This window comes from Variovorax sp. OK605, assembly GCF_900115445.1.
GTDB lineage: Bacteria > Pseudomonadota > Gammaproteobacteria > Burkholderiales > Burkholderiaceae_C > Variovorax.
In genome coordinates, this window is record NZ_FOWL01000004.1 from 271,798 (window position 1) to 287,203 (window position 15,406).

A 15,406-nucleotide genomic window follows, 5' to 3' on the forward strand; every position below is an offset into this window, starting at 1 on the left:
CGCCACTGTACCCGAAGCCACCCGGGGCCCACGGGGCCCCACGGGGTTCATGGGGTTCACGGGGCGGCGGCAAACAGCCCGTTGAGCTCGCCGACCGACAGCATGCCCTCGCCCATGGTGCCGAAGCGCCCGTGCGCGAAGGCCTCGGCGGCGATGCGCCCGGCCAGCCCCAGCGCCGACTGCAGCGGCCCGCAGCCCAGGCTGATGCGCCGCGCACCGGCGCGCGCGAGCGCCTCGGCCGGCGGCGCGCCGGCATGGCCCGCGTACACGTTCAGCGGCAGCTTCACCGCGCCCGCCAGCTTCGCGATTTCATCGGGGCTGGACATGCCGGGCACGAAGATGCCGTCCGCGCCCGCCGCCGCGTAGAGCCGCGCGCGGCGCCGTGCCTCCTCGAAACGCGCCGCCGGGTCGTCCCAGGGCACGAAGTAGGCGTCGGTGCGCGCGTTGATGAAGAAGCGCGCGTCCAGCTTTCGGATGGCGGCGATGCGCTCGCACAGCACCTCCGGCGGCGCCAGTTCCGCCGTGCCTGGCAACGTGCCGTCCTCGATGTTGATGCCCGCCACGCCCATGCCGATCAGCGCGCCCGCCACCTCGGCCACGGCCTGCGTGCTGTCGCCGAAACCGCGCTCCATGTCCACGCTCACCGGCACGCGCGCCACGCGGCAGATGCGCGCGCAGGCCGCCAGCAGTTCACTGGCGGGCATGCGTTCGCCGTCCGCGTAGCCGAGCGACCAGGCCATGCCCGCGCTGGTGGTGCCGATGGCCGTGGCCCCGGCACGCTCGACGACGCGGGCGCTCACGGCGTCCCATGCGTTCACGAGCACCAGCGGCCCGGGGCCCGCGTGCAGGCGGTGGAAGGTTTCGGTGTGGCGTTGCGCGTCGCTGGCTCGCATGGTCGTTCGTTCCGGAGAAGTTGGGCAATGACCCGCAGGGTACCCAGGGCGCGCCGCTCGGACTTGGAAAAAATTGCGGTCCGCGCCGTCGGGCGCCGCGCGCTCACTTCACGCCGTAGCGCCGGGCCGCCCGCAGCGCCACCAGGCTCACCAGCACGCCGAAAGCCACGTAGAACGATGGTGCGATCTTGCTGCCCGTGGCCGTGATGAGCCAGGCACTGATGAAGGGCGCGAAGCCGCCGAAGATCGCCACGCCGAAGCTGTAGCTCACCGACAGCCCGGTGCCGCGCGTGGCCGCAGGGAACAGCTCCGACATCGCCGCCGAGATCGGACCCCAATACGCCGACGCAACCACGCCCATGGCGGTGAGCGCCAGCATCAGCGCCGGCACCGACGGATGGTTCACCAGCAGGTAGAACAGCGGCACGATCATCACCCCCATGGCCAGCGCGGCATTGCGCATGACGACCACGCGTCCCACCCGGTCCGACAGGCTGCCGAACATCGGCACCAGCGCGAACTGCAGCACGCCGAACCAGAAGGTGCCCGCGAAGGCCATCGACGCCGGCAGGCCCAGCTGCCGCACCGCGAAGGTCGGCATGAAGAGCCCCGTGTAGGCCACCACGGTCGCCAGAATGATGAGCCCCATGGCCGCCAGCGTGCGCCCGCGCTGGTCGACCAGCGTGGTGCGCACCGGCGAGGCCTCCTGCGCCGCGCGCTTGAACTCCAGGCCCTCGTCCAGGTGGCGGCGGATGTACAGGCCCGCGGGCCCGATCAGCAGGCCGAAGAAGAACGGAATGCGCCAGCCCCACGCCAGCAGTTGCTCGGGCGTGAGCAGCGCGTTCAGTCCCATGCCGAAGCCCGCCGCCAGGAAGGTGGTGATGCCCTGGCTCGCAAACTGCCAGCTCGCGAAGAAGCCGCGCCGGCGCGGGTCCTGCTCGGCCAGCAGCGCGGTGGCGCTGCCGAACTCGCCGCCGGCCGCGAAGCCCTGCAGCAGCCGCGCGAGAATGACCAGCCCCGGCGCCCACAGACCGATCTGCGAGAAGGTCGGCGACACCGCGATGAGCAGCGTGCCGCACAGCATGATCGCCATCGACAGCGTCAGCGCGTTCTTGCGCCCCTTGGCGTCGGCGTACGCGCCGAGCACCAGCGAGCCGACCGGACGCATCACGAAGGTCACGCCGAAGGTGCCCAGCGTGATGAGCAGCGACACGCTCTCGTTCTCGGCGGGAAAGAACAGCTTGGCGATGGTCACGGCCAGAAAGCCGTAGATGACGATCTCGAACCACTCCAGCGCATTGCCGATGGAGATGGCGGTGATGACGCGCAGCGTGCTCTGCCTGGCCGCGGGTTCGGCGGGCTCGGCAAGCTCGGCGGGGTTTGACATGGCGCGGGTGCGCGGGGCGAGTGTGCTCATGGTGCTGCGTGCTCCAGGGATGGTTGAACCGGATGGCCCGCGCCCGTCGCGGGGCGGACGCCGAAGTGATGCAGCACGTTGCGCAGCACCCCTTCGAAACAGGGATCGACACCGAGCACCCAGCTCGCACCGACGGCACCGGCGTTGAACACGCGGCCGCCCCGCGGGCGCTCCCAATAGATCATCTCGGCCGAGAGCCCGTCGAGCGACTCGGTCACGTTGGAGAAGTAGTCCAGGTACGCATCGAGGCGGCCCGGCTGCGGCCGCCGCCCCTGCGCGATCACCTGGATGCCCTGCTGCGGCGCGGGCAGCTGTTCGCCGGCCGGCAACGCATGCGTCATGCGGCGCAGCGTGGCCACGCTCAGGTCCCACTCGTGGCCGATGGCCCGCGGCAGGCCGCCGCCCGGCGCGTGGCCGAAGGTGTCGCCCTCGGCCAGCCCCAGCGCGTGCGGCTGCGTGAACAGGAAGTGTTGCGGCTGCGTGGCGTGGTACACGCCGAAGTCGCTGCCGTCGGCAAAGGCCCAGCCCGCCGACTCCAGCCCGATGAGCTCCGCGCAGGAGCGCCCGGCCTGCCGGAACTGGCCGCCGCGCGCCCAGTCCTGCGCGTGGTATTGCTCGCCGTAGGGCCCGGCAGGCGGGCGGACCTGGGCGGCCTCCTCGCTGTCCACGTCGTTCGGGCCGAGCACCTTGCGCTGCTCCATCACCGTGCACGCCTCGTCGTAGCTCACGCGCAGGTACATGGTGTTGCCCGACAGAACGATGGCCGTGCCGCCGTCGCACAGGTAGTCGTCCAGGCCGTCGCAGGCGGGCAACGACCAGTACTCGCTGTGGCCGTTGACCATCACCGTCTTGTAGGCCTTCAGCAGGCCCGGGTCGCGGTGCAGGTCGAGGTCGCTCACCACGTCGTAGTCGTAGCCGGCCTGTTCGAGCCACACGTGCAGGCGGCGCTCCAGCCGGGTCCACTGGCAAAAGCCCGCATCGGCCGGGTCGTACAGCGCGTCCGGACTGGCGTTGGGCCAGGGCATGCGCAGGCCGACCTGGTAGCTCGGCTGGCCGCCGCGGTGATAGGTGTAGCTGCTGTACGCCGGCGCCTCGGGGTGGCTGTTTTCCAGGCCGGCCGAGCGCCGCGGCCAGACCGGATCGCTCGCGGTGTTCTTCGCGAAGGGCGTGCTCGCATAGGCCAGCCAGCTGTTGGTGGCGCACAGCACCAGCACCGGCGCGGGCGCCTGGTGCGCGGCGCGGCGCACGATGAAGGTGATGTCGTACACGGCGGGCCGCCCGTCGAGCAGGAAGTGCACGCGGCCCACGTACACGCCGGACTTCGCGTTCGCGGGCATGCGAAAGGCGTGACTCTCGGGCCAGCGGCAGTCGTAGAGGTCGTCGCTCGCCAGCCGCAGGCCGTGGCCGCGCGTGGGGTCGGCCAGCGGGTCGTAGCCGTTGTCGGAGAACTCGTTCACCCGCCGCGGCTCGAAGGCCGGGCCGACGATCATCCAGGTGCCGTGGTTGACGATGCAACCGGTGCGCTGGTGGCCGCTGGCGTCGGCCACCGTGTCGCCGCGCTCCTCGCGCAGCGGCCAGCAGGCCAGCACCGTGCGCCCGCGCGGCGTGTGCAGGCCGCGGTCGGCGAAGCGCGAGCGCACCGCGGCGGGCTGCAGCGCCTGCGAATAGATCGCGGGCATGACGATGTCGCCCTCGAGAAACGCATCGGCCAGGCCGTCGATGCCGCTGCTGCCCAGGCGCAACGGTGCCCGGCCGGGGTGCAGCGGGCCGCGCCACCGGCCGCGCGCGACCGCCTCGCCGTCGATCCACAACGCGGTGTCCTCGCCGTCCCACGTGGCAACGACGTGGTGCCACCGCTTGGGCCGCAGCGCGCCGCCCATGAGCTGGCCGCGCACATCGAACGCGCCGCCGTCGCCCAGATAGAACACCGTGCGCCCGGCCTCGTCGATGAAGAGTCCGTAGCCGCACGCACCGGGCAGGTCGTACTGCCCGATCACGCTTTGCTGCGTGCCCACGCTCCAGACCTGCACCCAGCACTCCAGCGTGAGCGCGCGCAGCGGCTGGTCGAGGCCGCGCGCCACGCGCACGTAGGAACCGGGGTGGATCGGCTGCACGCGCGCCGGCGACGGCTCGAAGGCATGCAGCACCGTGTCGGCGGTGCGGCCTTCGACGTCGGGGCCCAGCCGGCACACCGAGAGCGTGCAGGGCACGTCGTGGCTCAGGTGAAAGCGCACCACCTCGCCGGCAGCGACGCTTTTGCGGTCGGTGTAGCCGTGCACGCCGGGCACGTGCAGGCTGCGGTGGGGCGCGAGTGTCCGAGGCATCGGCACGGCCCTCGTCACGCCGAGACGGCCAGTCCGCTGGCCGCGATCTCGTCGGCCAGGTCGCGCAGCGAGCGCTCGAGCAGGTCCACCAGCTCGTCGATTTCATCGGGCGTGATGGTCAGCGGCGGCGTGATCATCTGGAAGTCGCCGAAAGCACCCAGATTGGCGCGCCGGTTGTACAGCGCAATGCCGTGCTTCAGCCCGTGCGCGGTGAGCCGCGCCGGCGCATTGAAGCTGGCCGGCAGCTGCCGCCTGGTGGCCTTGTCGGCCACGATCTCGATGGCGGTGAAGAGCCCCTTGCCGCGCACGTCGCCCACGATGGGCGAACGCTCGGCCACCTCTCGCAGGCGCGCCATCAGCAGCTCGCCCATGTCGCGCGCGCGGTTCACCAGGTCCAGCCGGATCACCTCGCCGACCACCGCGTTGGCCACCGCGCACGACAGCGGGTTGGTGAAGTAGGTGTGGCCGTGCACGAAGCCGCCGCTGCTGGCAATGGCGTCCACGATGCGATCGGGCACCAGCAGCGCACCCAGCGGCGTGTAGCCCGCCGCCAGGCCCTTGGCCAGCGTGACGAAGTCGGGCCGCGCGCCGGCCCAGTGGTGCGCGGCCAGAAAGGCGCCGGTACGGCCCGCGCCGCTCATGATCTCGTCGTAGATCACCAGCACGCCGTAGCGGTCGCAGATCTGGCGCACGCGCTCGAAGTACGCCGCGCCCGTCACCACCGCGCCGGTCGACAAACCGCCGATGGGCTCCAGGATGAAGGCCAGCACGGTGTCGGGCCCTTCGCGCACGATGGTGGCCTCCAGCGCGTCGGCGCAGGCCATGGCGTGCGACTCCACCGTGTGGCCGTCGGGCACGCGGTACGACAGCGGCGCGGGCACCTTCGGCATCTCGCGCACCATGGCGCCGTAGATGGCTTGCGTGTGCGCGTCGCCCGTCACGGCCAGCGCGCCGAGCGTGGAGCCGTGGTAGCTGGGGTTGCGCGAGATGACCTTGGCACGCCGCGGCTGGCCCATGACCACCGCGTACTGCCGCGCCAGCTTCAGCGCCGACTCGTTGGCCTCCGAGCCGCCCGAGACGAAGAAGGCGCGCTCGAAGCCTTCGCCCGCCAGCTTGCACACGCGGTCGGCCAGCGCGATGCTGTGCTCGCTCTCGAAGAAGCGCGGGTAGGCGAAGGTCACCTGCGCGGCCTGTGCCTGCATGGCCGCCAGCACCCGCGGGTTGCCATGGCCGATGTTGGCCACCACCGCGCCGGCCGTGGCGTCGAGGTAGCGGCGCCCGCTGGCGTCCCACAGGTAGAGGCCTTCGCCGCGCGCGATCCGCGGCGGCCGGGGCGTGCCCTTGGCGGCATAGAAGCCGAGCACGGAGCCGCCCTGGGGCGTGTCGCCCACGGTGCGGGGGGTGTCTTCGATCGTGGTGCTCATCGGGGAATTTCCAGTCGCATGTCTTGAACGGCCCGACGATAGGCACACGCCGCCGACATGGGTAGACGTATGGAGCGATGAAGTGCTATACGTCTGGCGCATGAAGAACACCCACGACCGGCTCGACCTGCTCGACACCTTCATCAAGATCGGCGAGAGCGGCTCGCTCAGCAGGGCCGCGCGCCTGCTCGGCACCACGCAGCCCACGGTGAGCCGCCGCCTGCTCGAGCTGGAGCGCCTGCTGGGCTGCAAGCTGGCCATTCGCAACACCGCCAACTTCTCGCTCACCGACGAGGGCCGCTCGCTGCTGGCCGAGGCACACGACCTGACCGACCGCTGGTCGGGCCTGTCGCAGCGGCTGCGCGGCGGCCAGAGCCAGCCCGACGGCACGCTGCGCGTGATCGGCCCGTCGGGCTATGGCACCGGCTTCCTGACCGATGCGGTGACCGACCTGCGCGCCTCGCATCCGCAGGTGCGCGTGGAGCTCACGCTGACCGATCGCGTGGTCGACCTCGCGGCCTCCGGCGCGGAATGCTGGGTGTGCGTGGGCGAGGTGCGCGACCCCGGCCTGGTGAGCCGGCCGCTGGGCCACATGGAGCGGGTGCTGATCGCCACGCCCGCGCTGCTCAAGCGCACCGGCCCCGTCACGCTGGCCCGGCTGCCGCAATTGCCGTGCGTGGGCCTGGTGCCGTACGTGACGGGCAACGTGCGCCTGATCGACCGCGGCGGTCGCTCGCGCATCGTGGCGCTGGACACGCCCATCCGCACCGACAGCCTGTTGGCCAGCTACCGCGCGGTGCTCAACGGCGCGGGCATCGGCGCCGCCGCGCCGTGGATGTGCCACGACGACATGCGGGCCGGCCGCTTGAAGCGCGTGCTGCCGAACTGGTGGCTGGAGCCGATCGGCGTGCACGTCGCGCTGCCGCCGGGCTTGTACCGGCCGGCGCGGGTCACGGCGTTCGTGGAAGCGCTGCGCGCGCGCATGCATGCACTGCCGGGGTTCAAACCCGCGTCGTGAAGCGCGCGAGCTACATCAGCGCCACCACCGGATAGCGCCGCCACCCCGGCTCCGCATGCCGCCGGCCCTGCGCGAAGAGAAAGCCCAGCACCGCCTGGGGGTCGGACAGCTTCTCGGGGTTCTGTGTCTTCCACTGCGCGAACTGCTCTTTCAACGCGGGTTCGTCTTCCAGCATCTGCAGCGCGGTGTCTTCGAAGACGTAGTCGGAGAAGTTCTCCTTCTTCTCCAGCACGCTGTTGAAGAAGCCCCAACGAAAGAAGCTGTCGTGGGCCTCAGGCTCCAGCGTCTCGACGGCGTAGCGCGCACCGGGCTGGTCGAGCGAGATCCACATGTCGCCCGCGCGCGCCTGGAAGGGCTCTGTGTGCGTCGCGAGCACCACCTGGTCATGGAACATGTGGCCTTCGTAGGCATTCGCGCGGGAAGTCACGTTTTCGATGCGATAGACCCGGGCGGCATCGAACTGCTGGTCCGCCTCCAGGCGCCGCATGGCCACACCGTTCCACTGCAGGCGCTCGATCACCTCGCGCCAGGCCTGCGGTACCAGGTAGGCCTTGGGCGCTGCCACTGCCAGGTCTTCCACGCAGCGGTCGAAATGCACGATGTCTTTTTCCCACGGCTGGTTGCGGTCGTAGGCCAGGCGCTGGTAGTTGCCGAGCTGGCTGGGCGTGCGCACCGCCTGGTAGCCCTTGAAACGCAGGCTGGCCGGCCGGGTGTGGTCGTTGCGCCATGTCAGCGGCCAGCGCGCCTGCTGCGCCGCGGCGGCGCGGGCCTCTCGTCGCAGCTGCTGGATGCGCGGCGCATGGGCCACGGTGAAGTCCAGCACCACCTCGACCAGCGTGCGCATGGCGGCCACGCGGTCGGCGTAGGGCTTGAGCATGTGGGTTTCGGGCATGAAGCCGATGGTGTGGTGCAGCGCGGCGTAGCCGGTGGAAAAGCGCGGCAGGTCGAGAAAGTCCTCGATGCCGTCGTCCGGCGTCTCGGCCAGCAGGTTCACGTACGGGCAGGTGGGCCAGCCGCGCCGGTCCATGTCGCCATAGATGGCCGGCAACATGCGCTCGCGCAGGAAGCCGCCCAGCGCGCCGCCCAGCTTGTCGGGCTGGGTCGGGATCAGCGTCATGGTGCAGGCGTAGTCGGCGCCGTTCGAGGTGTGGGTGTCGACCATCACGTCGGGGCGCCACGCGGTGAAGAAGCGGTTGAACACCTGCGCGGCGAGGCTGTCGCACTTGATGAAGTCGCGGTTCAGGTCCAGGTGCCGGCCGTTGCCGCGAAAGCCGAACGACTCGGGCCCGAGCTGGTTCACGCGCGAGGTGGCCTGGCGGTTGATGCAGCCGTCCACGTTGTAGACGGGAATGAACAGGAACACGGTGTCGCCCAGCGCCGCGAGCCGCTCGGGCTGCGTGCAGAAGTCGCGCACCAGCGCCATGCAGCTGTCGATGCCCTCGGGCTCGCCGGGGTGGATGCCGTTGTTGTTGAAGAACACCGGGCGGCCCTGCTGCTGGAGCGCCTCGTGCGCGAACACGCCGTCGGCCGTGACCACGCCTGCATGCATCGGCACGCCGGTGTCCGACACGCCGATCTGGTGCCACCGCAGCACGCCGGGGAAACGCTCGGCCAGCCGCTCGTAGAAGGCGACGCACTCGGCCCAGGTGGTGGTCCGGTTGCCGTTGCCGCTTTCGAAAGGCGTGGGGTACAGGGGGCCAGGTTCAGTGGTCATGAAGAAGCTCCGTTCACGCAACGACAGGGTCCGGCGGCTGCGCGGCGTAGCAGTTCGCCAGCAGCTCGCGGGTGTAGGGGTGTGCCACCTGGCCGGCCGTGATCTGCGCCGCGGCGAGCGTCTCGACGACGACGCCATGGCGCATCACGGCCACGCGGTCGCACATGTGGGCGATCACGCCGAGGTCGTGGCTCACGAACAGGAAGGTGGTGCCCAGGTCGCGGCGCACTTCCATCAGCAGGTTCAGCACCTCGGCCTGGATGGAGGCGTCCAGCGCCGAGGTGGGCTCGTCGAGCAGCAGCACCTCGGGCTCCAGCACCAGCGCGCGCGCAATCGCCACGCGCTGGCGCTGGCCGCCGCTCAGCTGGTGGGGAAACCGGAAGCGAAAGCTCTTGCCCAGCCCGACGCGCTCGAGCGCGGACACCACGCGCTGCTCGATGCGATCGAAACCGTGGAAGCGCATGGCCTCGCTCAGGCAGCGGTCGATGGTGTGGCGCGGGTGCAGGGAGCCGAACGGGTCCTGGAAGATCATCTGCACCTTCAGCCGGTACTCGCGCTGCGGCGCCACGCCGGCCGCGCGCCGGTGGCCCAGCACCTCGACGTCGCCCTGCCAGTCGCCGTCGAGCCCCGCCAGCACGCGCAGGAGCGTCGACTTGCCGCTGCCGGAGCCGCCGACCACGCCGAAGGACTCGCCCTTGCGCACCTCGAACGAGGCCTGCTTGACCGCCTGGTGGCGCTGCGCGCCGTGGCCGTAGAAAACGTCCAGGCCCTGGCAGCGGATGGCTGTTTCCTGCAAGCCGGGCGGGCTCGCCGCGGGGGTTTCACTGCGCATGGCGGGCCACCGTGTCCTGGATGAGTTGCCGGTCGATGGTGGGCAGCGGCTGGCCCGGGTTCTGGCCCGTGGGCATGCAGTTGAGCAGGCCGCGCGTGTAGGGGTGCTGCGACTGGAACAGGTCCTTGGCGGCGCACGACTCCACCACCTGCCCGCGGTACATGACCAGCACGCGGTCGCAGAAGTGCGCCACCATCTTCAGGTCGTGGCTGATCATGAGCAGGCCCATGCCGCGCTTGCGGATCTCGCGGTCCATCATCTCCAGCACCTGCCCGCGCACCATCACGTCGAGCGCCGAGGTGGGCTCGTCGGCGATGAGCAGGCCGGGCTCGGCCATCATCATCGCGGCGATCATCACGCGCTGGCCGATGCCACCCGAGAGCTGGTGCGGGTAGGCGTCGTAGACCCGCTCGGGGTGGTCCACCCCCACGGTCTCCAGCATCTCCAGCACGCGGTCGCGCGCCTGGGCCGGCTTGAACACACCGTGCAGCAGGCCCGCCTCGGCAATCTGCTTGCCGACGCGCAGCACCGGGTTGAGCGAGAACTTCGGGTCCTGCAGCACCATGGCGATGCGGCGACCGCGAATGGCGCGCCAGCCCGAAGGCGTCTGGCGCGTGAGGTCGGCGCCGTCGTAGGTCATGCGGCTGGCCGTGGACCGGCCGGGCGAGCGCACCAGGCCCAGGATCGCGCGCGCCGTCATCGACTTGCCCGAGCCCGACTCGCCCACGATGCCGATGCGCTCGGCGCCCATGCGCAACGACAGCGACTTCACCACGTCGACCGGCCCGCTGGCTGTCGGGTAGGTCACCGTGAGGTCTTCGATGAGCAGCTCAGCCATTTTTCGGGTCCAGTACGTCGCGCAAGCCGTCGCCCACCAGGTTGAAGGCCAGGCTGCCCAGCAGGATGGCCACGCCGGGCACGGCCGCCACCCACCACTGGTCGAAGATGTACTGCCGCCCGGTGGAGATCATGGCGCCCCACTCCGACATCGGCGGCTGCGCGCCCAGCCCCAGGAAGCCCAGGCCGGCGGCCGTGAGGATGATGCCCGCCATGTCCAGCGTGACGCGCACCACCGTCGAGGGCAGGCAGATCGGCAGCAGGTGGCCGAACAGGATGCGCGAGGTGCGCAGGCCCTGCACCCTGGCGGCCTGGATGAAATCGCTGCCGCGCACGGTGCGTGTCTCGGTGCGCGCAATGCGCGCGTAGGCCGGCCATGCGGTGATGGCGATGGCGATCACCGCGTTCACGATGCCCGGCCCCAGCACGGCCACGAGCGCCAGCGCCAGCACCAGCCGCGGAAAGGCCATGAAGATGTCGGTGACGCGCATCAGCACCGTGTCGACCCAGCCACCGAAGTAACCCGCGCACATGCCCAGCAACAGCCCCAGCGGCGCCGACAGCAACGCCACCAGCGACACGATGAGCAGCGTGGGCCGCGTGCCGTAGATGACGCGGCTGAGCAGGTCGCGCCCGAGCTGGTCGGTGCCCAGCCAGTGCGTGGCGCCCGGCGGCAGCAGCCGCTGCTGCACGTTCTGCGCGTTGGGATCGAACGGGGCCAGCCAGGGCGCGAACACGGCCGCCAGCACCATCGCCGCCAGGATGACCAGGCCGAACACCATGGCCGGGCTGCGCACCGCGCGCAAGCCCATGCGGTACCAGCGCCCGCAGCGCGCCTGGAAGGCCGACGCGGGCGCCTCGCTGAGCCACCAATCCTGTCGAAGCATCATGACCTGGCCCTCGGGTCCATCAAATAGCCGAACACATCGGACGCGGTGTTGAGCACCACGAAGCACAGGCCCACCAGCAAGGTGCCGCCGAGCACGGCAGACACGTCGGCGCTGAACAGCGCATTGGTCACGTACAGGCCGATGCCGGGCCAGGAGAACACCGTCTCGGTCAGCACCGCGCCTTCGAGCAGCACCGCATACGACAGCGCGATGACGGTGACCAGCGGCGCGGCCACGTTGGGCAGCACATGGCCCACCAGCACCCGCAGCTCCGACGCGCCCTTCACGCGCGCCGTCATCACGTACTCCTTGCCCAGCTCTTCGAGAAAGAACGCCCGCGTCATGCGCGAGATGTAGGCCAGCGAGAAGTACCCCAGCAGCGCGGCCGGCAGCAGCAGGTGCGACAGCCCGTTGCGGAACGCCTCCGCGTTGCCGGCGCGCAGCGTGTCGACCAGCACCAGGTTGCTCCAGCTGTCGACCGTGTACTGGTACACGTCGTCCAGCCGCCCCGGCCCGCCGACCCAGCCCAGCCTGGCGTAGAAGACCAGCAGGCCCACCAGCCCGAGCCAGAACACCGGCACCGAATACCCCAGCAGCCCGACCAGGCGCAGCAGCTGGTCGATCCATCGGTTGTGCTGGTGCGCCGCGAGCATGCCCAGCGGCACACCGAACACCACGCCCAGCACGATGCCCAGCGTGGCCAGCTCCAGCGTGGCCGGAAAGTACTGGCGCAGGTCTTCCAGCACCGGGCGACCGGTCGAGGTCGAGCGGCCCAGGTCGCCCTGCGCCGCGTCGCTCACGTAGCGCACGAACTGCGTGGCGATCGGCCGGTCGAGCCCCATGCGCTGCCTGGCCTCCTGGTAGGCCTCGGGCGAGGCGCGGTCGCCGACCACCTGCAGCACGGGGTCGATGGGCGCGGCCTTGCCGATCAGGAAGGTGACCAGCAGCAGCACCAGCAGCATCAGGACGAAGGACAGGCCAGACCGCAACAGGGTGGCCGGAGCGACCGGAGCGACGCGCTTGCGCATGGCCGTGCTACTTGGTGACGCCGTCGTACTTGATCAGGTCGGCCACCGTGCCCTGCACGTAGCCCTTGACGTTGCTGCGCAGGGCCACCCGGTTCTGCTCCTGGAAGGTGATGATGAACGGCGACTTCGCCTGCACCTCGCGCTGCAGCCCCTGGTAGGCCACGGCGCGCTTGGCCGGATCGACCTCTTTCAGCGCCGCCATGGTCTTGGCCGACAGATCGGGAATGAGCCAGCCGTTGCGCCATGTCGTGGTGCTCTGGTAGGCGCTGTCGCTGTTGTCCACGTTGTACGCGAACGACTTCGCATTGGAATGCGGGTCGAAGAAGTCGGGGCCCCAGTACAGCAGGATGGCCTCGTGCTTGCGGGCTCGGTAGCGGGTGAGCACCTGGGCGCCGGTGCCGGGCAGCAGGTTGAGCTTGATGCCCGCCTTGGCCATGGTGGCCTGCATCGACTGCGCCATGTCCATGAAGCGCTGGGTGTTGATCAGGTCCATGTCGATTTCGAGGCCGCCGATGCCGGCCTTGGCGAGGATGGCCTTGGCGCGCTCCGGGTCGGCCTTGTAGGGGTTGGTGGTCAGCGCACCCGCGAAGCCCACCGGCAGGAAGGCCTGGTGCGTGCGCATCTGGCCCTTGAGCAGCTGCGTCGAGATGCCGTCGTAGTCCACCAGGTAGCGCATGGCCTCCCACAGCGCGGGGTTGCGCAGCTTCTCGTTCTTGAGGTTGAGCGCAATGAAGTGCACGGCGGCCGCGGGGAAGTCCTCGATGCGCACGTCGGTGCGCGCCTTCAGCGCGTCGAGCTGGTCGGCCGCGAGGTCGCGCGCGATGTCGGCGTCGCCGGACTCCAGCAGCAGGCGCTGCGTGGCGGACTCGGCCACGCTCTTGATCAGCACGTTGGCGGTCTTGGGCAGGTTGAAGGCCTTCTTGTTGGCTTCGAGCAGCAGCACTTCCTTGGGCTTGTACAGCTTCAGCTTGTACGGGCCGCTGCCGGCGGAGTTGCGGTTGAGCCACTGGTTGCCCAGGTCGCCCGCCTTCTCGTTGGCCAGCACCAGCTTCTCGTCGACGATGGCGCCGGGCCGCGCGGCCAGCACGCTCAGCACGTAGGCCGGACCGAACTCGCCGCTCCAGCCGAGCACCAGCGTGTCGGCCGCACCCTTGCGCGCCATCTGCTCGATGTTGTCGGCGGTCCAGCCCAGCTGGCTCAGGATGAAGGCCGGCGCCTTGTTCAGCTTGAGCACGCGCTTGAAGGAGAACACCACGTCCTCCGGGCGCACCGGGTTGCCGCTTTCGAAGGCGGCGCCCTTGCGCAGCGTGAACTCGATGCTCTTGCCGTCGGCCGCCGGCTTCCAGCTCGCGGCCAGGCCCGGCTTCAGCTGGGTCGGGTCCGCGGCGTCGTACTGCACCAGGCGCTCGTAGATGTTGGTCACCACCTCGCCGCTGGAGAACTCGAAGGCCTCGGCGGGGTCGAGGCTCACGATGTCATCGATGTTCTTGACCACCACCAGCGTGTCCTTCGGCGTGGCGGCCCACGCGGACAACGAGAAGAAGACGCCTGCAACTGCCGCGCAAATTCGAGGGTTCAAGGTTCACTCCGGGTGAGGATGAGAAGAGGCAAGGAAGGGGATCGGGCGAATCAGGCCGCGCGCCGCGCGAGCCATTGCTCGTACAGCACGAAGCCCCTGGCGGCCAGGCCGCGCGCCTCGAGGCAGGCGTCGAGCACCGGGCCGGTGTAGGCACCGGCGGCGTCCAGCAGGTTCAGGGTGCCCAGCATGCGGGTGCCGTCGAGCACCGGGATGTTGATGACAGCGCCCAGGCCATGCCGCACGATCGTGGGCAGGTCGGAGAAGTGCGGGCCGAAGTCCTCGGGCTGGCTGGCCACGAAGCACTCGCCGCGCTCCATCAGCGCGGTCCACTCGGTGTGGTCGCGCGGCTTCTTGCCGTGCACCGGGTAGGCCTCGGGCTGGGTGGTGTAGATCCGCTCGACGCTGGCCTCGTCGGGCAGCACGCGGCTCACGGTCAGCAGCTTGTGGCCGATGCGCTGCTGGAGCAGGTCGCTCACGGCGGCGAAAGTGACTTCGTGTTCGTACGCAGGGCTGGCGTTCATGCTCGGGTGTCTTTTTTCTTGGAAAGTCGGGCCTTGGCCCTGGCGGGTGCCTTGGCTGGCGCCGTGGCGCCGGACACCCGTGTGGGGGAGCCATGGCTTTGCAGGTCGTGCGCGGCGTGGGGGTCGTCCCCGTCGGCCTTGAACAGCGGCGCGGTACCGACCCACAGCGCCTTGGCGGGCTGGGCGAAGGGGTTTTCCCAGCAATGCGGCGTGGTGGACGGCAGGTGCACCGAGTCGCCCTCGTCCAGCTGCAACTCGCGGCCGCCGAGCGTGTAGCGCAGGCTGCCGCTCAGGATGTAGACCAGCTCTTCGCCGGGGTGGGTGATGGGCGTGGACTTGTGCCCCGCCGGAATCGTCACCACCAGCCCGTTGACCACGCTGCCGGGAAACTGGCCGCTGACGCGGTCGAAGGTCATGTCGCCCGCCTGCAGCTGGAACGGCGAGCGAGCGCTCTGCGGAAAGTGATGGCCGCCGGCATTGCGCGCCTGGAAGAAGTAGTCCAGCTCCAGGCCCAGCACCTCGCCGATGCGCATCAGCGCGGTGAGCGAAGGCGACGCCAGGTTGCGCTCCAGCAGCGAGATGTAGCCGATGCTGAGCTCGCTGCGTTCGGCCACCTCCGCCAGGCTCAGGTGCAGCAGCCGGCGGCGCGCCCGCAGGGCTTCGCCGATGTCGGCGAGAACCCCCGTTTCGCGGCCGGCGGGCGCGGCGCTCGTGGGTTGCGGCTCTTTCGGAGGCTGCGTTTTTTTCATGGTGATGAAAAAGTGTAGCAGTCTCAGTAAAATTGTTTTACTTTTTTAGCGGTACTTTTTAATGGATCGCGCGGCCGGTGGCCGTTCGTGACCGTGAAGGGCGCGGCCGGCGGGTGCGCGTGCCGAAAGTACCGGCAGCGAAGGAGCCGGTGGCTGTCGCGGCCTTGTCAGCCGATTCCC

13 protein-coding genes are annotated in these 15,406 nt (G+C 70.1%); 1 reads left to right on the forward strand and 12 read right to left on the reverse strand.

Annotated features, from left to right (window positions below):
• Nucleotides 1–56: 56 nt before the first annotated feature.
• The 4 genes from BM013_RS12775 to BM013_RS12790 all read right to left on the reverse strand — a co-directional run bounded on the left by BM013_RS12775 (nt 57) and on the right by BM013_RS12790 (nt 6,058).
• Complete coding sequence (locus BM013_RS12775; protein ID WP_093127414.1) at nt 57–893, reverse strand: isocitrate lyase/PEP mutase family protein; 837 nt, start codon at nt 891–893, stop codon at nt 57–59.
• Between the two features lie 103 nt (nt 894–996).
• A complete protein-coding gene (locus tag BM013_RS12780) occupies nt 997–2,280 on the reverse strand; it encodes an MFS transporter (protein ID WP_093128092.1) in 1,284 nt (427 codons plus the stop codon).
• A gap of 26 nt (nt 2,281–2,306) precedes the next feature.
• Nucleotides 2,307–4,634 carry a LamG domain-containing protein gene (locus BM013_RS12785; RefSeq protein ID WP_093127416.1) on the reverse strand — a complete coding sequence of 776 codons (2,328 nt, stop codon included), beginning with the start codon at nt 4,632–4,634 and terminating at the stop codon, nt 2,307–2,309.
• 14 nt (nt 4,635–4,648) lie between these two features.
• Nucleotides 4,649–6,058, reverse strand: coding sequence for an aminotransferase family protein (locus BM013_RS12790; protein WP_093127419.1), 1,410 nt, complete (start codon nt 6,056–6,058; stop codon nt 4,649–4,651).
• A gap of 100 nt (nt 6,059–6,158) precedes the next feature.
• On the opposite strand from BM013_RS12790, the gene BM013_RS12795 reads away from it, so the two are divergent.
• Nucleotides 6,159–7,076: a LysR family transcriptional regulator gene (locus tag BM013_RS12795; protein WP_093127421.1), complete on the forward strand. Its 918-nt coding sequence runs from the start codon at nt 6,159–6,161 to the stop codon at nt 7,074–7,076.
• 10 nt (nt 7,077–7,086) lie between these two features.
• On the opposite strand, the gene BM013_RS12800 is transcribed toward BM013_RS12795, so the two are convergent.
• The 8 genes from BM013_RS12800 to BM013_RS12835 are packed head-to-tail and all read right to left on the reverse strand — an operon-like array spanning nt 7,087 to nt 15,226.
• Nucleotides 7,087–8,790 carry a M14 family zinc carboxypeptidase gene (locus BM013_RS12800; RefSeq protein ID WP_093127424.1) on the reverse strand — a complete coding sequence of 568 codons (1,704 nt, stop codon included), beginning with the start codon at nt 8,788–8,790 and terminating at the stop codon, nt 7,087–7,089.
• A gap of 13 nt (nt 8,791–8,803) precedes the next feature.
• Entirely contained in the window at nt 8,804–9,622 is an 819-nt protein-coding gene (locus tag BM013_RS12805; RefSeq protein WP_093127426.1) for an ABC transporter ATP-binding protein, read from the reverse strand.
• The gene (locus tag BM013_RS12810) at nt 9,612–10,460 is read right to left on the reverse strand and encodes an ABC transporter ATP-binding protein (RefSeq protein WP_093127429.1); all 849 of its coding nucleotides are present in this window, start codon (nt 10,458–10,460) and stop codon (nt 9,612–9,614) included. The genes BM013_RS12805 and BM013_RS12810 overlap by 11 nt, the downstream gene beginning before the upstream one ends.
• On the reverse strand, nt 10,453–11,349 hold the full coding sequence (nikC, locus tag BM013_RS12815) for a nickel transporter permease (RefSeq protein ID WP_218152697.1): 897 nt from the start codon (nt 11,347–11,349) through the stop codon (nt 10,453–10,455). The genes BM013_RS12810 and nikC overlap by 8 nt, the downstream gene beginning before the upstream one ends.
• Nucleotides 11,346–12,377, reverse strand: a complete 1,032-nt coding sequence (locus tag BM013_RS12820) for an ABC transporter permease (protein ID WP_093127431.1) — start codon at nt 12,375–12,377, stop codon at nt 11,346–11,348. Before BM013_RS12820 ends, nikC begins: the two co-directional genes overlap by 4 nt.
• 7 nt (nt 12,378–12,384) lie before the next feature.
• Entirely contained in the window at nt 12,385–13,956 is a 1,572-nt protein-coding gene (locus tag BM013_RS12825; RefSeq protein ID WP_093127433.1) for an ABC transporter substrate-binding protein, read from the reverse strand.
• A gap of 50 nt (nt 13,957–14,006) precedes the next feature.
• Nucleotides 14,007–14,477 carry a hypothetical protein gene (locus tag BM013_RS12830; RefSeq protein ID WP_093127435.1) on the reverse strand — a complete coding sequence of 157 codons (471 nt, stop codon included), beginning with the start codon at nt 14,475–14,477 and terminating at the stop codon, nt 14,007–14,009.
• On the reverse strand, nt 14,474–15,226 hold the full coding sequence (locus tag BM013_RS12835; protein ID WP_093127438.1) for a helix-turn-helix domain-containing protein: 753 nt from the start codon (nt 15,224–15,226) through the stop codon (nt 14,474–14,476). The genes BM013_RS12830 and BM013_RS12835 overlap by 4 nt, the downstream gene beginning before the upstream one ends.
• Between the last annotated feature and the right edge of the window lie 180 nt (nt 15,227–15,406).